General features: G+C 42.9%; 31 protein-coding genes and 1 tRNA gene. 26 read left to right on the top strand and 6 right to left on the bottom strand.

What is annotated here, in order from left to right; genetic code table 11:
- Positions 1-94 precede the first annotated feature (94 nt).
- The 6 genes from WFY05_RS09885 to WFY05_RS09860 all read right to left on the bottom strand — a co-directional run bounded on the left by WFY05_RS09885 (position 95) and on the right by WFY05_RS09860 (position 5,957).
- Positions 95-952 (bottom strand): DUF3737 family protein, encoded by an 858-nt coding sequence (locus WFY05_RS09885; RefSeq protein ID WP_340112664.1) that lies wholly within the window; start codon positions 950-952, stop codon positions 95-97.
- Positions 953-1,130: 178 nt separating this feature from the next.
- Positions 1,131-2,378: a DUF418 domain-containing protein gene (locus WFY05_RS09880; protein WP_340112663.1), complete on the bottom strand. Its 1,248-nt coding sequence runs from the start codon at positions 2,376-2,378 to the stop codon at positions 1,131-1,133.
- Positions 2,379-2,381: 3 nt separating this feature from the next.
- Positions 2,382-3,317: an EamA family transporter gene (locus tag WFY05_RS09875; protein ID WP_340112661.1), complete on the bottom strand. Its 936-nt coding sequence runs from the start codon at positions 3,315-3,317 to the stop codon at positions 2,382-2,384.
- Positions 3,314-4,480, bottom strand: coding sequence for a MalY/PatB family protein (locus WFY05_RS09870; protein WP_340112660.1), 1,167 nt, complete (start codon positions 4,478-4,480; stop codon positions 3,314-3,316). The genes WFY05_RS09875 and WFY05_RS09870 overlap by 4 nt, the downstream gene beginning before the upstream one ends.
- Before the next feature lie 5 nt (positions 4,481-4,485).
- Positions 4,486-4,989 (bottom strand): DUF3737 family protein, encoded by a 504-nt coding sequence (locus WFY05_RS09865; protein WP_340112659.1) that lies wholly within the window; start codon positions 4,987-4,989, stop codon positions 4,486-4,488.
- A gap of 545 nt (positions 4,990-5,534) precedes the next feature.
- A complete protein-coding gene (locus tag WFY05_RS09860; protein ID WP_340112658.1) occupies positions 5,535-5,957 on the bottom strand; it encodes a hypothetical protein in 423 nt (140 codons plus the stop codon).
- A gap of 115 nt (positions 5,958-6,072) precedes the next feature.
- On the opposite strand from WFY05_RS09860, the gene WFY05_RS09855 reads away from it, so the two are divergent.
- From WFY05_RS09855 to WFY05_RS09730, 26 genes are all read left to right on the top strand, one after another.
- A complete protein-coding gene (locus WFY05_RS09855; RefSeq protein WP_340112657.1) occupies positions 6,073-6,252 on the top strand; it encodes a hypothetical protein in 180 nt (59 codons plus the stop codon).
- A complete protein-coding gene (locus WFY05_RS09850) occupies positions 6,249-6,416 on the top strand; it encodes a hypothetical protein (RefSeq protein ID WP_340112656.1) in 168 nt (55 codons plus the stop codon). The genes WFY05_RS09855 and WFY05_RS09850 overlap by 4 nt, the downstream gene beginning before the upstream one ends.
- Positions 6,417-6,490: 74 nt before the next feature.
- Positions 6,491-8,494, top strand: coding sequence for a hypothetical protein (locus tag WFY05_RS09845; RefSeq protein ID WP_340112655.1), 2,004 nt, complete (start codon positions 6,491-6,493; stop codon positions 8,492-8,494).
- Positions 8,495-8,506: 12 nt separating this feature from the next.
- Positions 8,507-9,388 (top strand): AAA family ATPase, encoded by an 882-nt coding sequence (locus tag WFY05_RS09840; protein WP_340112654.1) that lies wholly within the window; start codon positions 8,507-8,509, stop codon positions 9,386-9,388.
- The gene (locus tag WFY05_RS09835) at positions 9,336-10,007 is read left to right on the top strand and encodes a hypothetical protein (protein WP_340112653.1); all 672 of its coding nucleotides are present in this window, start codon (positions 9,336-9,338) and stop codon (positions 10,005-10,007) included. The genes WFY05_RS09840 and WFY05_RS09835 overlap by 53 nt, the downstream gene beginning before the upstream one ends.
- A 19-nt stretch (positions 10,008-10,026) precedes the next feature.
- Positions 10,027-10,476 carry a hypothetical protein gene (locus WFY05_RS09830; protein WP_340112652.1) on the top strand — a complete coding sequence of 150 codons (450 nt, stop codon included), beginning with the start codon at positions 10,027-10,029 and terminating at the stop codon, positions 10,474-10,476.
- Positions 10,477-10,479: 3 nt separating this feature from the next.
- Positions 10,480-10,698, top strand: a complete 219-nt coding sequence (locus WFY05_RS09825; protein ID WP_340112651.1) for a hypothetical protein — start codon at positions 10,480-10,482, stop codon at positions 10,696-10,698.
- Complete coding sequence (locus tag WFY05_RS09820) at positions 10,685-10,912, top strand: hypothetical protein (protein ID WP_340112650.1); 228 nt, start codon at positions 10,685-10,687, stop codon at positions 10,910-10,912. The genes WFY05_RS09825 and WFY05_RS09820 overlap by 14 nt, the downstream gene beginning before the upstream one ends.
- 3 nt (positions 10,913-10,915) lie before the next feature.
- Positions 10,916-11,173, top strand: coding sequence for a hypothetical protein (locus WFY05_RS09815; protein WP_340112649.1), 258 nt, complete (start codon positions 10,916-10,918; stop codon positions 11,171-11,173).
- Positions 11,174-11,175: 2 nt separating this feature from the next.
- The gene (locus tag WFY05_RS09810; RefSeq protein WP_340112648.1) at positions 11,176-11,742 is read left to right on the top strand and encodes a hypothetical protein; all 567 of its coding nucleotides are present in this window, start codon (positions 11,176-11,178) and stop codon (positions 11,740-11,742) included.
- A 2-nt stretch (positions 11,743-11,744) separates the two neighbouring features.
- On the top strand, positions 11,745-12,038 hold the full coding sequence (locus WFY05_RS09805) for a hypothetical protein (RefSeq protein WP_340112647.1): 294 nt from the start codon (positions 11,745-11,747) through the stop codon (positions 12,036-12,038).
- Complete coding sequence (locus tag WFY05_RS09800; protein ID WP_340112646.1) at positions 12,039-12,584, top strand: hypothetical protein; 546 nt, start codon at positions 12,039-12,041, stop codon at positions 12,582-12,584. It abuts the gene before it with no gap.
- 6 nt (positions 12,585-12,590) lie between these two features.
- On the top strand, positions 12,591-12,818 hold the full coding sequence (locus WFY05_RS09795; RefSeq protein WP_340112645.1) for a hypothetical protein: 228 nt from the start codon (positions 12,591-12,593) through the stop codon (positions 12,816-12,818).
- A 20-nt stretch (positions 12,819-12,838) separates the two neighbouring features.
- Positions 12,839-13,516, top strand: coding sequence for a DUF3164 family protein (locus tag WFY05_RS09790; RefSeq protein WP_340112644.1), 678 nt, complete (start codon positions 12,839-12,841; stop codon positions 13,514-13,516).
- A 144-nt stretch (positions 13,517-13,660) separates the two neighbouring features.
- Positions 13,661-13,759 (top strand) — tRNA-OTHER (locus WFY05_RS09785).
- 39 nt (positions 13,760-13,798) lie between these two features.
- Positions 13,799-14,275, top strand: coding sequence for a DUF4494 domain-containing protein (locus tag WFY05_RS09780; RefSeq protein ID WP_340112643.1), 477 nt, complete (start codon positions 13,799-13,801; stop codon positions 14,273-14,275).
- Between the two features lie 55 nt (positions 14,276-14,330).
- Positions 14,331-14,666, top strand: coding sequence for a hypothetical protein (locus tag WFY05_RS09775; RefSeq protein WP_340112642.1), 336 nt, complete (start codon positions 14,331-14,333; stop codon positions 14,664-14,666).
- Between the two features lie 81 nt (positions 14,667-14,747).
- Positions 14,748-15,278: a hypothetical protein gene (locus tag WFY05_RS09770; RefSeq protein WP_340112641.1), complete on the top strand. Its 531-nt coding sequence runs from the start codon at positions 14,748-14,750 to the stop codon at positions 15,276-15,278.
- A 4-nt stretch (positions 15,279-15,282) separates the two neighbouring features.
- Positions 15,283-15,702 (top strand): hypothetical protein, encoded by a 420-nt coding sequence (locus tag WFY05_RS09765; RefSeq protein WP_340112640.1) that lies wholly within the window; start codon positions 15,283-15,285, stop codon positions 15,700-15,702.
- A 217-nt stretch (positions 15,703-15,919) separates the two neighbouring features.
- Positions 15,920-16,873 carry a reverse transcriptase domain-containing protein gene (locus WFY05_RS09760; RefSeq protein WP_340112639.1) on the top strand — a complete coding sequence of 318 codons (954 nt, stop codon included), beginning with the start codon at positions 15,920-15,922 and terminating at the stop codon, positions 16,871-16,873.
- On the top strand, positions 16,866-17,168 hold the full coding sequence (locus WFY05_RS09755; RefSeq protein ID WP_340112638.1) for a DUF8468 domain-containing protein: 303 nt from the start codon (positions 16,866-16,868) through the stop codon (positions 17,166-17,168). The genes WFY05_RS09760 and WFY05_RS09755 overlap by 8 nt, the downstream gene beginning before the upstream one ends.
- 10 nt (positions 17,169-17,178) lie before the next feature.
- Positions 17,179-17,595, top strand: coding sequence for a hypothetical protein (locus WFY05_RS09750; protein ID WP_340112637.1), 417 nt, complete (start codon positions 17,179-17,181; stop codon positions 17,593-17,595).
- Complete coding sequence (locus WFY05_RS09745; RefSeq protein WP_340112636.1) at positions 17,588-18,793, top strand: phosphoadenosine phosphosulfate reductase domain-containing protein; 1,206 nt, start codon at positions 17,588-17,590, stop codon at positions 18,791-18,793. Before WFY05_RS09750 ends, WFY05_RS09745 begins: the two co-directional genes overlap by 8 nt.
- Positions 18,794-18,803: 10 nt before the next feature.
- Positions 18,804-19,016, top strand: a complete 213-nt coding sequence (locus WFY05_RS09740) for a helix-turn-helix domain-containing protein (protein WP_340112635.1) — start codon at positions 18,804-18,806, stop codon at positions 19,014-19,016.
- Positions 19,017-19,034: 18 nt separating this feature from the next.
- Positions 19,035-19,496: a helix-turn-helix domain-containing protein gene (locus WFY05_RS09735; protein WP_340112634.1), complete on the top strand. Its 462-nt coding sequence runs from the start codon at positions 19,035-19,037 to the stop codon at positions 19,494-19,496.
- A gap of 57 nt (positions 19,497-19,553) precedes the next feature.
- Entirely contained in the window at positions 19,554-19,961 is a 408-nt protein-coding gene (locus WFY05_RS09730) for a hypothetical protein (RefSeq protein WP_340112633.1), read from the top strand.
- Positions 19,962-20,026 lie beyond the last annotated feature (65 nt).

Below are 20,026 nucleotides of genomic sequence, written 5' to 3'. Positions count from 1 at the left end.
TTCTAATGAACGGAATGTTTCAGACACCTGCCTAATATTTTCAGAACAAGGGAACACCGTGAACTGAATTTTCCATCATCGTTTCGCATGGTAATTATACACTTACTTCGCTTAGTACCGTAATTTTACAGCCACCCGGATTTTTACAGTTTTTATCCATGATAATTTCACCGATACGTGGTGCCATAATTTCCCCTTGTGATGGATTTTTAATACTAGTTACCGGGCTGTTTATTTCAGCTTTTAGTGAACTGTATTCAAATGCCAGATCTGCGTTTTCTTTCATCGTGCAGTTTTCAAGTACCAGATTTTTAGCATAACACAAAGGCTGGGTACCTCCAATGATACAATTAACCAAACGCAATTTTTTCGAGTGCCAGCCCAGGTATTCACCTGTAATAACCGAATCGTAAACGGTAACATTTTCCGTATTCCAAAATGCATCTTTTGAAGCCAGATGAGAGTCGCGGATTTCAATGTTACGGGCATACTGAAAACCATAGTTTCCCTGCAAAGTCAGGTTGTCGATTTTGATGTTTTTGCTGTCCTTAAAAATGTAATCGCCATTTGTTACTTTTACATCTTTCAGTTTAATATTCTTACACCACCACAAACATTCTTCCGCATCGGTAAGCTCAACGTTTTCAAGTTCTAAACCATCAATTTCGCGAAACATTTTTGGCGCATCAACACGCGTATTTACCATACGAAGATCTTTGCAATACCAAATGGCAGCACGTCCCCCGGGGGTAAATAATGAGTCTTCGATAATGCTGTTTGTATTGTGCCAAAACGGATATTTACCGCCAAAAGTGCAGCCGGTAGCTTTTATATTGCTGGCTTCTTTTAATGCCGATTCGCCTAAACCAATCTCAACATTTTTAATATGTAAATCCTTCTCCGCAAATAATGGTCGTTCTCCTTCAAAAAATTTGTTCTCTATCGTTTTCATATTTCTAAAACTGATTGCTAAAATTATGGATACAAAAGTCGGGATTACAAGTCTAACAGGATGACCCGTATTCCGGTATTGATTACCCATATTACGGAAATTGCAGGTTGGAATAATCCGATGTATGAAATTTCATCAATGCATCTGTTTGCGTGCTAAAATAAGGGTAGATTTGTTTTTAATTTTTTGCGCTTCTGAGAGCTTGCATCTTGTTATAGGTTAAACTGCGCCAGATCCATTCCAAAGGACCAAAACGGAAATACTTTAGCCAAATGTTGCTGACGATCATTTGGAAAGTAAATATAATAAGCGCACAAACTGTCCAGGCCAGAGGCCCGAATTGCTCAGCTAAACCAAAACCTATTCCATAAAATACAATTATCCCGATTAAACTCTGGAGAACATAATTACTAAAGGCCGTTTTCCCGACTGCCAACACAGGTTTTAAAAGTTTCTGAATCCATTTTTTATCGTACATCAGCGCCAGCGCCATCATATAAAAAATGGCCAGCGGAAATACAACAAATGCAAAAGCAATAGTATAAACGAGACCTTCCATTTCGAGATTATAATATGCGGTATCGTTTTTCAGAACACTTACCAGAAAATAATTCAGAGGAATAAAGACCATAAGACCTGCAATGCAGATCCTTAGCATTTTCTTTTTATGGTTCATGAATTTATAGTACAGGTCGGTTCGCCCAATAACGAAGCCAATTAACATGGCACCAAGTACTTTTGGAATCCGGCTTACTGCAAACAAATAGGCAAAGCGGTAAGGCGCATCAGCCAAGGTAATTTTAATGCTGGTTATGATGCTCTTGCTTTTGCTTAATACGCCCGTCCTGCTGGTGTCCTGGTCAATCCAGCCAAAGTGTTTATACGTTTTTTCTCCAAAGTTGTATAAATAGTCGGAAGGGGAGTTTACCCACGGCCAATTCATCTTCAGGAAATATAGTAAAATGGGGGATAAGAGTAACAGAATTCCTGTGATAAGCAGGGTTTTGCTTGAATAGTTACGGAGAGCAACCAGAATAAATCCTGTTAATCCGTATAAAAATACAATGTCGCCTTCCCAGATTAAGAATAAGTGTATTCCCCCTAAAAGCAGCATAAACCAGAGTCTTCGGCGCAGAAAACTTGCTGTAGATGCATCATCCTTTTTCGAGCGGTTGATCTGAATGGCCAGGCCCCAACCAAATAAAATACTAAAAATGGAGTAGAATTTACTTTCGATAAATACGTGCTGCAAAAAGTATACGGTATTGTCGATCTTTGGAAAAGTGAAGAGTCCGCTCACTTCCGGCGAATACAGGGAGAACCACCTTAGGTTGGCGATAAGAATGCCAAAGATCGCGATTCCTCTCAACATGTCCATGTATTCAATTCTTTCGCGAGAAGTGACCGGTGTCAGGTGTTTTTCCATGTTTTACTTCTTGATTAACTTTTTCCTTTTCAGCCTGACGAGAGATACACTAATAAGAATCAGCACCAATCCTCCGATTTGAACTCCGGTAACTAGTTCATTTCCCAGGCCAACTCCAATAATTATGGCAATTACCGGGTTCACGTAGGCGTGAGTAGCAACTTCGGCGGCCGGACGTACTTTTAACAGCCAGATGTAGGCCGTATATGCGAAAATGGATCCAAAAATAATCAGGTAAATAACTGCTGCCCATGATGAAGTGGAAATAGCAGCCATATCTACGGTTGATGTTTCACCACGCGATAATGCGAATATCCAGAACATGATGGAAGCAAAAATCATTTGCCAGGCAGCACCGGCAAAAGCATCGACTGTGGCTTCGCGCATCGAATAATATTTGGTATAAAGCGTACCCAAAGCCCAGGATATACAACCAAATATCAGAATATAAATTCCTTTATTATGAATATCGTCGATATTTTCATTCAGATATTGCTCCAGGTATAATAGTAAAACTCCAAGAAATCCCAGAATGATTCCGCCGGTTGTAAACGGGTTTCGAAAATTCTTTTTCCACATCGGGAAATCGAGAAGCAAGATCCAGATTGTAGTGGATGAAGCAATGATGGCCACAAGACTGCTGGTTACGTAACTTTGCGCCAGCATAATAACAGCCATGTCGATAAAAAGAAGAATAAGACCGCTCACTGCCGATTTTCTGACCAGGCTTTTCTCGAATACTTTTACACCTTTATAATAGCGCCACGAAAGCAACAAAACTCCGGCAACGGAGAAACGTATGGCACCCAGCAGAAAAGGGGGAAAATCGTTTAATGCATAGCCTATGAAATAATACGTGGAGCCCCAGACCACATAGATCAGAAAATAGGCAAAAATGATTTGAATCGGGCTGTTTTCAGTCTTGGCGGCGCTACTCATGTTCCAAGGGCTTCTTTTATTTTTGAGAGACCTTCAATCAGTGTTTGTCGCGGACAGGCAATGTTTATTCGTATAAAACCTTCGCCGGCCTCACCATAAATGGCTCCAGCACTGATGCGAACATTTTCCTTTTCGAGCAGCAGTTTTTCAATTTCTCCGGATTTCATATCCGTTGTACTGCAATCGACCCAAACCAGGTAAGTGGCTTCCAGTGGAAGAACAGGAAACTGTGGCAGATTCGTATTAAAGAATTCTTTTAAGTACAGGTAATTTTCCCAAATGTAGCTTTTCAGGTTCTCCAGCCATTTCTCCGAATCTTTATTGGAGTAAGCAGCAATTAAACCTTCAACGGCAAACGGGCTCACATCGCAAACCTCGTTAATATTGATGGCCTTGTCGATTTTCTTTCGAATGTCAGGATCGTAAGCAAAGATATTGGCGATCTGTAATCCTGCCAGATTAAATGTTTTGCTGGGGGCGGTACAGATCACCGAATTCTCCAGGAATCGTTGCCCTATCGAGGCGAACGGAACATGTTCGTGTCCCGGATGCACCAGATCGCAATGGATTTCATCCGAAATCACGATCACGTTGTTCCGGAAACATATTTCACCAATTTTCTCAAGTTCTTCCCTGGTCCAAACGCGGCCGGCCGGATTATGAGGATTGCATAGTAGCATCAATTTGGCTTTCGGATCGGCTGCTTTTTTCTCCAGATCATCAAAATCGATGGTGTATTTTCCATCCTCATATTTCAGATCATTCGAAAAACTCTCGCACTTATTGTTACGGATTGAGGAGAAGAAGCAATTGTAAACGGGTTCCTGAACAATCACCTTGTCGCCCGGTTCGGTAAGTGCCAGAATTGTGGCTGAAATGGCTGGGACTACACCAATGGTATAGATCATCCACTCTTTTTCCGGCTTGAAATTGTACCGGCGACCAAACCAGCTGATTACTGCATCGTAGTAAGCATCGGGCACTTTTGTATAACCAAAAATACCATGCTGAACACGTTTGGCAAGCGCATCAATAATGGGCTGAGCCGTTTTAAAATCCATGTCGGCCACCCACAACGGAATAATTTCATCGCTGTTATCGGAATCCCACTTGTACGAATTACTGCCTCTACGGACTATTTTTTCGTCAAAATTATTTTGCATAAACTTTAAACCTTTACCTGACTTTCTACAGTAATTTTACAAGCCCCGGGATTTTTACAATGTTCATCAAAAATTATTTCTCCAATTTTTTGAGCCACGATTTTTCCGCTACTCGGATTTTTTACACTGGTAATTTCGCTGTTGATTTCTGCTTGCAAACTGCTGTATTCAAATGCAAGGTCGGCATCTTCCGCCATTTTGCAATTTTCCATCACTAAATTATGGGCATAACACAGCGGTTGGGTTCCACTGATGATACAATTTACCAGGCGCAGGTTTTTCGAGTGCCAGCCTAAATATTCACCGTCAATTACCGAGTCGTAAACGGTTACATTCTCAGTGTTCCAGAAAGCATCTTTTGAGGCCAGGTGCGAATTGCGGATTTCGACATTCTTAGCATACTGAAAACCATAGTTGCCTTGTAGCTTCAGATTGTCGATTTTTATGTTTTCGCTGTTTTTAAAGATATATAAGGGGGTAAAAACATTTAATACAAAACCCCTCTCCATTATTATTCATTAAAATACTTGATTTATTGTCAGTTACGTGATTGTTGTAAAAATCAGCGCAAAAAACAATTTGTACAAAAGTATGATTTTGGTTTAATTCTGCTTTAATTATTTTGAGCCGATTCGTTTAAATTGCTTTTAAATGTTTAAATAAGTGCAATAAAACGCTGTAAAATGGCCTGTACTGGCCTAAAAACAAAGCATTACACCCAAATTACAAGAATAACAAAACGAGGCCTTAAAAGGGCCTTTTTTTGTGCCCAGGTACCAGGTTTCTTGACGGAGACGAAAAAACGATAAAAAACAAAAAATACACGAGTTAGGGCGGAGTTAGGGCATAAAATAGGGCAAAAAACAGGGGTTTAAGACCGCTTTAGTACTTTATATGGTTCAAAAAACGGGGTAAATGTGGCGATTATGCACCCTTTAATCCATTAAAATAAAAGGTTAACATATATAATAAAATCACGCAACTACTTATTAATTAACGCATTGCTTTGTTTTAGGCAAAAAAGGTGGCTAAAAAAATCCCTCTTTATAATGTATTATTTGTTTTTGTCGGAATTTTCATGCTCGGGTTCTGCAGCTATTTGGGGGCTTTTATGCTTTTGGTAGTTCTGTTTAAGCAGTTGATCAATCCTTTCGTTTAGCCTGGCATTTTCTACAGCTTGCTGATCAATGCGCTGGAACAATGCGCTTACAACCGGCTCAACTGGTTCCGCTCCAGGATCATGATCCTTTTTTAATGGTTCGCCAGTTCCACAAACAAACCATTCGGCTGAGTAATGAGGAAATATTTCCAATATTTTGGAAGCAATGCTACATTTTAAGTCTCCATTGTTATTGACGATTTTATTCAGAACTCCCTGTGAAGTCCCTACCATTAGCTCCAGCCTGCGGATATTGATCCCTTCGGACTTAGCTATATATACTATGCGGTCACTAATATTTTGGTAAATATTTCCCAATTAATTGTAATTTATTCCTTATAAAATTTGTTTTATGGAAATAATTCCTTTTAATTTGTAAAAGTTTCAACGTTGAAACTCGCTGTAAAGTTACAAATTCAATAATTAATATCAAATGGGTAAAATTTTAGTGGCAAATGGAGAGAAGCGCAAGCTGATGGAAATCTTCAATAAGAGCCATGTTACTGTAAGACGTGCCTTGAATGGTGAAACCGACACTAAGCTGGCCCGCAAAATCAGAAAAGCCGCAATTGAACGCGGTGGTGTAGAACAACCTCAAACCAAACAATCATGAAAAAGATATGTCTCATAAACTTTACGCTAAGTTTTTTAGCAATAGTGGGTGTGGATACCGATGCTACTCCATTATGGGCAGTGGGTTTGCTGCTTGTATGGCTTGTGGTGTCGGTTTTTCTTTTAAAGAGAGTGATGCCGGAGTTATGGGAAGATAAAAAGTAGGGAGGAGGACAACCCGGTAAAAGGCGCGATGCTGCCGGATCGAAACCGGCACCGGGTACAAAACATTCAGAAAAATGTATCAGCAACTTGAAGATAGTACAATAGTTATTACGGTTAACGACTGGTTGAGAGCTGGCTTATCGTATAATCAGTACAATCATGACCTTAAAGGCGGATTTCTGAAGTTAGCCAGGCGAGGCATTAACGGAAACTCTGAAATTGATGTTACAAGTATTCGTCGCCCGGAGAGGCTAAGGAAAATTGAGGCTGCTTACGGCAAAATTGAAAAGGCTAAGAAGACCTCGATCTTTCATGTGGATATTGACACCGAAGCCCGAGACTTTTATTTGACATTTACTACTGCAGAAGGAGCTCCGATAGATCCGCAAAAGGTTGAAGAGTACACCAACCAGGCGAGCATATTGAATGCATTGAAACAAGGCATTGAAAAACAACTGGCTGCCAGAGCGAGAGCAGGCAAACGCCTTAAAATGGGTGAATTCTGGAAAGATGCCGCTCAGTGGTACCTGGAACAAATTGAAGACTACCCATGTAAAGCCATCGGCAATCCGCGAAGCCTGGAACGGGTTTTTAAAGCATATATTAAAGGAGGTCGTAAGAATTATGAAACGCTGATACACGGTAACCAGGGGAACGATGCTGCGAGGAAGGTTAGTGCAAGGATGGAGCAGCTCCTGGTTGCCCTCTGGCGTACTTACGACAAACCATTTATGAATGTGGTGCATGAGCGGTACCTGGAGTTTGTATCAGGATCGCGCATTGTATTCGACAAAGTAACCGGTGAGCAGTTTGACCCGAAAGACTTCCGGTACAAAGGCCGTGCAATGGAGATATCGGATGCAACGGTTTGGAATTACCTGAAAGACCATGTTAATGAGACTGCCGTGTATGCTGACCGCAACGGAAACTTTGACTACGTAAACAAAAAACGTCCGAAACAGAAACGCAAACTCGGACGCTACTCTCTTTCTAAAATATCGATGGACGACGTGGCCTTGTCGCGCAAAAGTGTACGCGGCTGGGTTTATAAATATATTTCGGTGGATGTATTGAGCGGTTACTGGTTCCGCCCTGCCTATGTGGTTGGTAAACCAACACTCGACACCGTGTATGAAGCATTCAGAAATATGTTTATCGAGCTTGGTGAGCTTGGATTGCCTCAACCAGGAGAGCTGGAAGTTGAGCATGCCTTAATGAAACACCTCGACTGGCTGCCTGAAGTTTTCCAACATGTGCGCTTTGCAAAATCGAGTACGGATAAACGTGCGGAGCATGCGATCAGAGCCTTTAAATATGGTGTGTCGAAAAAAGAGGGACATACACGCGGACGCTGGTATGCAAAACACGAAGCTTACCGTGTGGTACGTAATAAAGTGGAAGGTGATTTTATTGAGCCTGAATTCCAGCCGCAAACCATTGTTGCCGACGATTTGGCCGACATCGATAAACACAACAATGAACTGCATCCTCTGCAGAAGACTTATCCGGGAATGACCCGCCGCGATGTGTTGATCAAACATTTCAACCCGACACTGAAAAACATTGAACCTTATTACCTGTATCGTTTCATTGGTAACGAGACAGAAACCAGCATAAACAACAACGACTATGTACAGGTGCAGCAAATGGATTTCTGGCTGAAGGATTACACCATGCTGAAACGCCTAAAACCAAACAACCGCACTGTAATGGCTTACTGGTTGCCCGAGGCGGATGGCAGCATTGATAAAGTTTACCTGTACCAGGGCGACACATTTATTGGCGAGGCTTATAACTCTACCAAATACGAGTACAACGAATTTACGATTGAGCGTACCGAAACTGACGAGGCGAACATGCTGCATCAGAACAAACGCAACGCCAAGTTCGACAAGTTTATTAAGGAACGCCGCGAGGAACTTCCGGTGGTTGGATTTGAAACACCAGAACAGCAGGCCGACCGAGCAGAAGTAACTCCAGAAGTAATCGACGAAACCGTTCAGCCCAAAAATTACGACGGATACGACGATCTGGATGAAGACATAGACTGGACATCAAGAGCAATTAATTCACTTTAAAATATCACACCCATGATTACTAAAGAATTTAAACTGAAGATTATTGAAGCCCTTAAGCAAGCACGAGGCAATTTCTATGGATCTGATGCGAAGTTTGCAACCAGCATCGGCATATCAGGATCGCAATACAGCCGCATAAAAAACGGCGAAACCGAACGTATTCTTTCTGATGCCAGCTGGATAGCATTGGCCCGTTTGCTGGATGTTAATCCGGCAGCTGATGCAAAATGGCAAACGGCTAAAACACCGGTATTTCAATTTATAAACGCTCAGCTTGAAGTGTGCCAGCGTGAAGGATTAAGCTCTTTGCTTTGCGATTTTTCCGATATCGGTAAGAGCCATGCCGCTCAGCACTATGCCCGGCAAAACCGCAATGCAGTTTATATTGACTGCAGTCAGGTGAAAAGCAAACAGAAGCTGATCCGCCGTATTGCTCAACTGGTTGGCATAGGTGGCAGCGGACGTTATGCTGATGTGTACGAGAACCTGGTTTACTACCTTAAAACCATCCCTAACCCTATGATCATCCTCGACGAGGCCGGAGATCTTCAGCACGATGCTTTTCTGGAGGTTAAGGCATTATGGAATGCAACAGAGCATTGCTGCGGTTATTACATGATGGGAGCTGATGGCCTTCAGCATAAAATGAGCCGGAGCATCGACAACAAAAAGGTAGGATATACCGAATTATTCAGCCGCTTTGGGAAACGTTACGGCAAAGTGATCCCGGTGGGCGACGAGTCAAAAAAACTACTTGAGACCACTGCCCTTATGATCATTAAAGCCAACGCTCCCCAGGGAAGTGATTACAACAAGATTTTGAGAAACACCATGGGCGAAGATGGCCGACCAAGCCTTCGCCGGATATTTAATGAACTGGCTAAGCGAAAATAACGATATGGGTAGAGCCTATTCGGTGGCTAATGTGCTCGATGCCAAATTTAACCGGCTGGAACTGGAAGGAAAATGGCGCGACGCCATAGGCTGCCCGGAACTAACAGGAACCTGGTTTGTGCAGGGGGATATTAAAAACGGTAAATCATCACTTACATTTCAAATGACTAAATACTTGACACGGTTTGAAAGGGTTGGCTACAACTTCGTAGAGGAAGGCTTGAGCGCGACGGTGCAGGATCTGTACCACCGCGAAAACATGCGCGAAGTGGCCGGTCGTTTTATCCTGATCGACAAGGAAAGCCCGGAAGAGCTGTACGAGCGTTTGAAAAAGCACAAAAGCCCGAACATTGTAGTGATTGATACCATCCAGTTCTGGGAATTCAAGTTCTCGGACTATAAGCAGTTTAAACACGAATTCAATAAGAAACTATTCATCTACGTGAGCCACATGGAAGGCAAAAAGCCTGCAGGAGCTGTAGCGCAAAAAATTTGGCGCGATGCCAACGTGGCATTTGTAGTTGAAGGCTTTAAAGGTTTTCCGACCAGCCGATATGGCGGTGGCGAACCGGTGATAATTAACCAGGAACTGGCCGATGCTTACTGGGGCTTAGGGTAAACGATAAAATTAAACGATCATGCTGACAATAATGGACAAAGAAAAGAACCGGTACCTAAAGCGCTTTCACACGCTGCTTAGCAAGGTTGATGGCGACAAAGACATGATTAAGGAGACCATCCTTGACAGTTTTGGAGTACAGAGTAGCCGAGATTTAAACGCTCATGAACTACTGGAGGCCTGCGCCGCCCTCGAGGGTGAATTAAGCCCGAGAACCGCCGACTACGACAAATGGCGCAAACGCCTGATTGGCGCAATTGGCGGTTGGCTGAAAGCTATGAACAAAGAGAGCAATATCGACCTGATAAAGGCGATTGCCTGCAGGGCAGCCGGAGTTGATAATTTCAACCGGATACCGATTGAAAGGCTGCGATCGCTTTACCATGCTTTCAGAAACAAGCAAAAGGATCTTCGGTTTGTGGACGGAGTGACCCGGGAGGAGTTGGATTTCTTAATTGCAATGAACTAACGGATGGGATACAACCGGATTAATTACCTGAAAACGGTACTGAGCATACAAAAGCTGGTGCAACACTACAAGAAAAAAGGCGTGAGCCAAAAGTGGGTTTTCGATAACGTAATCAACCAGCCGGAATACCCGGTGAACATCACCTACGCCACTTTTAGAAAATACATGTGTGTGAACGCAAAAGCAGAATTGAACAAACTAATACCCAATGAGAAAAATTGAAACCAAAGCCGACCTGGAGCTGCGCAAGCAGGAACTGGAGGAACGTATTGAAAAGCTGGAGAACGAACTGGAGGCCGATGGCTGGAACGAAGAAACGAACCGTGAGCTAAACATTCTGAGTCATCGCCTGCGCGTATGCAACGAGCGATTGAACGACGAATGGTTCCGCGATGAATACTGCGACGATGTTGAACAATTACCATTTAAACAATAAGCAATGAGTTATTTAGGAATATATGTCATTATCCTGGTCACACTGGTTGTGATATTCTTAATACAGGCCTGGTTTGATGCCGTAAAAAAGAACTTTTATGCCAACCCGATAGGCAAACGCTGCCGGTACCATTTCTCGGGCAAATGGATAAAAGGAACTGTTGAGTGGAACAATGGCCCTTACTGGTACATTACTCCCGACAGCAAAAAGATGGCCACCGACCTGGTGAACCGCAAAAATGTTAAACCCATTTACTTCTGATTATGGCAACACTCGGATTCAGTACAAAATGGCCTAAAAGTATGGGCGGAGGCGACACCTTGTTTGTTCCCAAAATCTGGAAAGGACTAATCGATAACGATCTCGCTCAATGGGCAGGTCAACATTCTGAATATGAAACCTGGGCTGATTATAGCTTATCGGCTGAAATAATAGATTCGGAATATTATAAGTGGTTCAGTGGAAATACAGTATTTGTGCGCGAACAAAATGCGAAGCTGCACACTATGCGCCAAGACCCGAAAGGACTTTGGGTACCGGGAAGAAAAATACACATGGTTGTTTTTAACCGCACTAAAAACCGCTTTCAGTTTGCTCCTGTTCTGGAGTGCAAGTCAACCCAGGAAGTAAGCATTAAATACAAAGGAGGAGATAAATACCCTGTTGTAACCATCGATAACAAGCAATTTACCGCCAACGATCGCTACGGTGTTGAAATGCTGCGAGAGATAGCTTTTAACGATGGCTTTAATTCGATGGATCATTTTTTCATGTGGTTCAACACCAACGACACCTACAAACTAATTCACTGGACGGATTTAAAATACTAACCATGATAGTACAAGTACATTTCTCAGGAACCGAGATTAACCAGTTTTTTGAATCCAATGGTTTTGAAATCGTTGATGGCGAATTCGGAAGATGGGAGAAAGCCTACCATAACCGTGACGAATGGAACGGCTACACTGCAGATGCCGTGCAGATAGATAACCGATATGTAAAAGCCACCGATTTGTTTGCAGCCGTATCAGAACACCGGCTTAAGCAATTAATAACCGGCATTACTCCGGACGATGTACAAACCTCCGTTAAAACTTGTTTTAATCAACTTTTAAACAGCATTTAAATGATAGATAATAAAGACATAGCAGTATTGCCAATGGATGCCCAGGCGGATGAAATAAACCCATCGCTGGTAGGTGTGATAAGAACTTACACCGGCATCGCATTAAACGTACTAAATCCTAATGCGGAAGATATCTGTATTGAAGATATCGCTCATGCATTGAGTAACCAGTGCCGTTTTGGCGGCCATACGGTAAAGTTTTACAGTGTAGCCGAGCACAGCATCCACTGCGCCGATATGGTAGGCCCTGAATATGCTTTGGCAGCCCTTATGCACGATGCCGGTGAGGCATACCTGGTTGATGTGCCATCGCCCATAAAAATAGTGCTGCCACAATACATTGAGATAGAAGACAGGCTGATGCAGGTTATTGCCGAAAAATACGGTTTTGAGTGGCCGATGCACCACATGGTAAAACGTGCCGACAAGGCCATGCTCGACATGGAGTGGAAAAACCTGATGCTAACCGATAACTGGGTTCCGATGCCTCCCGAATATGCCTGTGCCCGGTTCCTGGAACTGTTTGATAAAATCACTTCAAAATAATGAGATATGCAAGAAAGAATGATTGATGGTTCGGTAGGAGCACCAATGCCTTTTTCGAACGAGAACCTTGAACGAAGCTTAAATGATCCGAACGTTGAGTCGGTAGATGTTTTTAGAGCCACACCAGAAGCAATGAGACGCAGACATGATCTTTTTAGAGATCAACAGGAGGCTAAGGCTCGAAGGAAAAGGAAGAGAAAAAATAGAATAGCTAAAAAATCAAGAAGGTCTTAATTAAAAACAACATAAGAGATATGAAAGAACTTGAAACTTTAACAGAAGATCAACTGCAGGCGGAGCTCGATCGCAGGCAGGCTGCAAAAAAAGAGGAAGCCAAAAAGGCAAAAGAAACGTACGAAAGCAACCGCAACGAGCTGGTAACACACCTTGTTGAATCGGCCATTGAACTGAACCAGCAAATGCAGTTTTTTAAGCAACATGCCATCGACAACCTGAACGACTTTGCCAAAGAGGCTTTTAAATACGGCGACATTCGCAAACACAGCAAAGGTGGCTTTAGCCTGCGCAGTGCTGATGGTACCATGAAAGTGGCCCTGGTGCGAAATACAAAACAGGAATACGACGAGCGTGCGGATCTGGCAGAGAAACACCTGCGCGACTTTCTTGCCGATATGGTGAAAAAACGCGATCAGAACGCTTACGAAATTATTACTGCCCTGCTTGAGCGTGGTAAAGCCGGTGAGTTTAATCCTGCAGCCATTGCAGCACTGATTAAGATGGAAGACCGCTACACCGACGAACGCTGGGTAAAAGCCATTAAACTGTTCAAAGAAAGCCACAACCTGATCCTGATCAGCATGAATGTGGAATTCTACATAAAAAACAGGATGGATAAAGACGAAGCTATCACCCTCACTTTTGCCAGCATACCGATTGAGCAGGAAGCTGAGGCTGAAGAAGCAAAACAGTGACCCTTATTTTTTCATCAATACAACAACCTGGCGGAGTAAAGGTAAACCGACCGCGTTCTTTATAGCAATTCTTTAATCAGGCGGGGTAAATTGAACTTAATTGATTGAATCAGTTTTTTTCGAAGGTTGCAACCCCGCCTTCCTGCCGGATTAGCTCAGTTGGCAGAGCAGTTAGGTAAAGTAATATGCCGAGTTAAAGAGTAGGCTCCCTAATGGTCAGCGGTTCGAATCCGTTATCCGGTACAACTTCTTTTCAATAATTAATAATTAAAAATTCAAGGTATGATGCAAACATGGTTTGAAGCCAAACTAAAGTACATGAAAGTTACCGAAAGCGGTAGCGAACAAATGACAACAGAAACATTCCTGCTCGATGCGGTAAGTTTTACCGATGCCGAAAGCAGAATGATTGCCCAGGCTCAGCAGATGGTGAAGGGTGGCGAGTTTACAGTGAAAGACATTAAGCAGAGCAACATTTCAGAGGTATTTCCTTACGAAGTTGGCGAGTGGTGGTGGAAAGCAAAAGTAAACCTGGTAACGGTTGACGAGGAAGCAGGCCGCGAAAAGAAAATAAGTGTTTACCATGCCGTTGAGGCCGACGATGCCAAAGAAGCATTGCAACGCCTTGATGAATGCCTCGACTATATGGTAATTCCTTATGAAGTGGTAACACTTAACCGAACTACCATTGCCGATATTTTTCCTTACGACCTGGAGGAACATGCAAAAGAATGGGAAGATAAAAAAGAAGGTGAATAACCCGGCTGGCAGCCATCCCGGTTCAAGGCCGGGACGGGTACAAAGAATAATTAATATGAAGTGTCCAACAGGAAAAGTAAAATTTGCCGACCAGGTAGCTGCTGAATTCTACCTCGCAAAACTAAAAAAGACCTCGTGCCGTGCAGTAGTTCCGCAACGGGCTTACCTGTGCGAATACTGCAATACCTGGCACCTGACCAGCGAACCGGAATCGCCCAAGCAGATAGATCCACAGGTGGTCGGATTTTTCATCACTATTCCGAAGGAGAAATGGGAACGCAAGCTCAGGTGGATAAAGAAGTACCAGGAGAAGATCCGGGAGCAGAAGCGAGTGATCACCGACCTGATGGCACAGAATAAGAAACTCAAGCAAAAAGTAAATAGCAAATAAAACCCTCCGCAGTCGGTGCGAATGACAATACGGAGGGCATGTTAAACCGGGTGAATTCACCCATAATTCAATATCAAAAGTATGGAAAATATTCCAAGACGAAACAGATTAGACTTATGCAAACCTTCAGAGCTGGCCATTGTAACAGCTGTTGAACAGGTTGAGAAGATGGGAGCATCGGTTAAATTGACCGATGCAGTTACGAAACTGAATGAAGCCAGGGAACTGGTTGCCGACTTTATTGACCAGCAGATTGCTGAAGACTGGAGAGTAAAATCTTTTAATGATGCTTGTGATCGTTTGGGTTTAGATCCGAACTCTATTCTAACAGCTGCCGACACTCCAGACGAGGCTGCTTACAAAAAGCTTAAAGTTATTGCGAAAGCTATTAACAATGGCTGGGAACCAAACTGGGATGATACCGATGAGAAGAAATGGTGGCCCTGGTTCAATCTGTCTTCGGGTTTCGGTTTTTCGCTCTCGTCTTACTACTACGGTCGCTCGTATACGACTGTCGGGTCTCGCCTTTGCTTTGAGAGCAAAGAGAAAAGCACCTATGCTGCTGAAACATTCCTTAGCATTTACGAAGAGTTATTAACCATCAAAAAGTAACACCATGACTGATAAAAAGAAAAACACCCAGGATAAAGCTGAATTCGATTTCAGAACAATAAAAAGCTTTGAAGATGCCTGTAAACACTTAGGTATCGATCCAACCAAATTGCCCGACGTATCGATGATACCAGAGGAGTTTGCAAAACCGATTATTGCCAATTATAAGCTGACAGTAGTTTACAAAGCTATCAACAATGGCTGGCGCCCCGATTGGAGCAATTGGGATCAGTACAAATACTTTCCATGGCTGTCGGTTCTGTCTTCGGGTTTCGGTTTTTCGGGCTCGTATTACGGCTACGGTCACTCGAATACGTATGTCGGGTCTCGCCTTTGCACTGATAGCAGAGAAAAGGCCCTGTACATTGCAGAGCAGTTCCAGGACGAATACAAGGACTTCTTTTTATACCCCGAAGGGGAATAACTGAATAAACGGTTGTACGCTGCTTTACTGTCAGTTCTGTCTTCAGGTTTCGGTTTTTCGAACTCGAATTACAACTACGATAACTCGAATACGAATGTCAGGTCTCATCTATGCTTACTAAAATACTTGCAGCGTAAACCCTGCCACTTGGCAAAAAACAACTCATTTAAAAGGGCGTTAGTAGCCACACGAAAGCGACCTGTTAAAGCAAAGGCAAATGAAACGAATAGGGAACTTATACGAACAAATCTACAGCATTGAAAACCTGCAACTGGCTGATCAGATAGCCCGGAAAGGAAAAGCAAAACAGCCGGGCGTGATCTGGCACGATAAGAGCCGTGAAGCCAACATTCAGAAGCTGCACGAAATGTTAAGGGATAAAACATACCAAACAAGCGAATACACCACTTTTACGGTATATGAACCCAAAGAACGCCTGATCTTCCGTTTGCCATTCTTTCCCGACCGCATCACCCATCACGCGGTAATGAATATCCTGGAACCGGTTTTTGTTTCAACTTTCACTGCAGACACTTACAGCTGCATTAAAGGCCGTGGCATTCATGCCTGTGCCAATGCGGTTAAACGTGCCCTGCGCGATGTGGAAGGCACTCAGTTTTGCCTGAAGCTGGATATAAAGAAATTTTATCCGAGCATCGACCACGAAATTCTGAAACAATTACTGCGTAAGAAAATCAAAGACAATGATCTGCTTTGGTTGCTGGATGAAATTATCGACAGTACCGATGGCCTGCCCATAGGAAACTACCTGAGCCAGTATTTTGCCAACTTTTACCTTACTTATTTCGACCATTGGATGAAAGAAGTAAAGCGGGTAAACTACTATTTCAGGTATGCCGACGACCTGGTGATTCTTTCCGACAGCAAACCTTATTTGCACCAATTGCTGGCCGATATACGCGACTACCTTTCCGGCAACTTAAAGCTGGAGGTAAAACAAAACCACCAGGTGTTCCCGGTGTCCTCACGTGGGATTGATTTTGTGGGATACGTTTTCTACCACACGCACACACGATTGCGAAAAAGCATTAAAAAGAACTTTGCCCGAATGCTGAAGCAGCGCAAAAACGAAAAATCGATTGCGAGCTACAACGGCTGGGCCGCGCATTGTAACAGTAAAAACCTCTTGAAAAAATTACTCAATGAATAGTTTTAAACAGTTCAACATAAAAGCCCCTGAAAGGGGGTTTGAAGGCGATAAAATTAAGATTTCAAAAGTATTGAACCGTGAGATAGTTGTTCACCGGTTTAAAATTGAAGACTCGAAAGTGTTTAAAAAAGGTGCCGACAAATGCCTGCACCTTGAGATTGCCATAAACGGCAATAAGCACGTACTGTTTACCGGATCAACCGGGTTACTGGAGGCCATTAAGCAGGTTCCTGCCAATGGTTTCCCATTTAAAACCACCATAGTGGAAGAAAACGACAGGTATATGTTTACTTAAAATCATCAACATGCCCGAAGTTTACCGACATAGCAAAAATACAGTAGTTTGTTACATGCACGGCGTACACTATTACGGTTTCGAAAACGGTACCCAACCAGAGCTTAACACCGATCCTGTACGCCTGTATGGACAAACTCTTACTCCCGGCGATAAAATCAACGGTTTCGACAGTGGCAACAGCCGCACTTCTTACATATTGGCTGATCCGGGCGATTACCTCACATATGTGGGCAGATTTGGAGTAGATCTGCTCTTCCAAAGTAGCCCCGGCAAAAAACCACAGCAGGGCAACCTGTTTCAACAGCGACCAAACTGGTACCTCGCATTCGGCTACGTTAGCGAATTTGGCGGTCTGTTCTCCGCTTCATCACCCGGCACCGGCTGGGACATTCAACCAAAGAAAATCATTCGAAACAATGGATAACCTTTTTGGAATAGAAAAAATAAGCGTTGGCGATTGTCAGGAATTGACAATTCAATCGATTAACGCATACGCATACCAGCACGATCATTGGGTAATTGCTTGGAGCGGAGGAAAAGACTCAACTGCAACTATGACACTGATCATTTACCTGATTCTGTCAGGCCAGATCAGGCAACCAAAGAGTTTAACTGTAATGTATGCCGATACTCGAATGGAGCTTACACCTTTGGCTATTGGAGCAGAAAACATGCTGAAGCAGATAAAAGCTTTGAATCTTCCTTGGTTAAGAACTCAGGTCGTTATGTCAGATATGGATCACCGGTTCTTTGTTTACATGTTAGGGCGTGGCGTTCCTCCGCCAAACAATATGACTTTGCGCTGGTGTACCCAACAGATAAAGGTTACTCCCATGCAAAAAGCTATTGAAGCAGAATTCGATACCATAGGAGAAAAGGTACTTACATTCACCGGAGTGCGCATGGGCGAAAGTGCGATCCGTGACGGAAGACTCTCGATGGCTTGCACAAAAAATGGAGCCGAATGTGGTCAGGGTTGGTATATGAACACCCTCGATAATAAGATCACTGCCACAATCGCTCCTATCATACACTGGCGGGTTTGTAACGTTTGGGACTGGCTCCAGGTGTTTGCGCCTCAAAAAAGGTATGGAGGCTGGGATACAAGCATGTTGATTCAAGCCTATGGCGGCGAAAAGGTAAAAGAGGTTAACGCCAGAACCGGCTGCAATGGATGTCCACTGGTAGATGAAGATACAGCTCTGGATGCCATTATGGAGAAATTCCCCAAGGACTGGGGATATCTGCAACCATTAAAAGAACTACGCCCACTTTATCGAGAAATGAGAAAATTTGAATACCGGCTGAGAAAACATGGTGAAACCAAGATGGACGGTACACCAACAAAAAATCCATACAGGGTTGGGCCTTTAACTATGGAAGCCAGGAAGTACTTTACTAATGCAATTATTCATATTCAGGCAAAAGTTAATAGACTGGCCACAGCATTCAATAGACCTCAAATAGATATTCTGAACGATGAAGAATTAAGCAGAATAGAATGGCACTGGGAAAATAATATCTGGCCTCAGAAATGGGAAGGAACGGAACCATTAGCAACTGACCCGTTTAATCAGATTTATAACGATGGATCAATGGAAGTAAAATTATTTGAAATGTAAATTTTAAAACATGGCAACATTACAATCACAAACAGCAAAGATCCGCGCTCACCTGGAGAGCGGAAAAAAGATCACTGCACTTGAAGCACTCAGCCTTTATGGTTGTTTGCGATTGAGTGGACGTATTTACGACCTCACCCACGATGAAGGGTTAAAGATCGATTCGCAAATGGTGAAACGAAACGGAAAACGGGTGGCGGAGTATAGCCTCCTATCTCAATAACCAGAAAAATTACAAGTTATGGAATTAAAGGATTTTAAAAAGGCAGGAATAAAAGACAAAGATCAGCTGCGCGGCTTTAGAATGGCTGAGCGGCTGCGCCTGCTGCGCAAATATTACAAGCTGCTGTATGCTGCTTACAGAGAGCTTGGCGAGAAGAAATTTGAATTGATGTTATCGGTGGCAGCAAAACTAAATGTAAACAGTACAAGTGCCTACGAGCTCGAAAAGGTTGCAAACTATGTGGGGTGCGATCCTGATGAGTTACAACAGAAAACACGTAACCGCGATATTGTGGAAGCCCGACAGGTGGCTATGTATTTATCGAAACGAAACACCAAAGAAAGCCTGGCAAAAATTGGCCGTACGATTGGCAATAAAGATCATGCTACCGTTTTGCATGCCTGCAGAACGGTAAACAACCTATTGGAAACAAATCCAGGTTTCCGGGATAAGTGGATGCCTTTATTAACGGCACAATAGCAAGCTAATTTTTACTACATTTAAACACTGTTTCATTAACCTTTAAAAACAATTAAAATGAAAAGACTAATCTATCTCACACTTTTACTTACAGCCCTGGTGGGTTGCAAGCATAAATACACTTATATCGAGATATCCAAAGAATACGGAAGTGTGAGAGAGCTGGAAAAGAATACCATTAAAGCCAAAACGGATTCTATTGCATACCTGGAGGCTTATCGTAGTTTTTGTATAAGTCTTTCATCAGAATCAGAGGTTCGGAAATCATCCTCAGACTATTCTCATATTTTGGGTTTCAAATTAATGGATTCAAAGGGAAAGGCTGTTGTAATGCCGATGTCTTTTGAATCGAAGCAAAAGCAACAAAAGGCATTGGAGAGTTTAATATTTAATCTATTTAAGCCGGACGATATTGCTAAAACAAAATTGGAAAACTTTAAACGAACGGAATTACTAATTGATTAGTATCTTGATTACTATAATTTACCGAATAAAAAAAGCGGAGGCAAATCACCTCCGTTTTTTTATTG

This window comes from Maribellus mangrovi, from assembly GCF_037646455.1.
GTDB classification, from domain to species: Bacteria; Bacteroidota; Bacteroidia; order Bacteroidales; family Prolixibacteraceae; genus Draconibacterium; species Draconibacterium mangrovi_A.
This window is presented reverse-complemented; position numbering and strand designations above follow the sequence as displayed.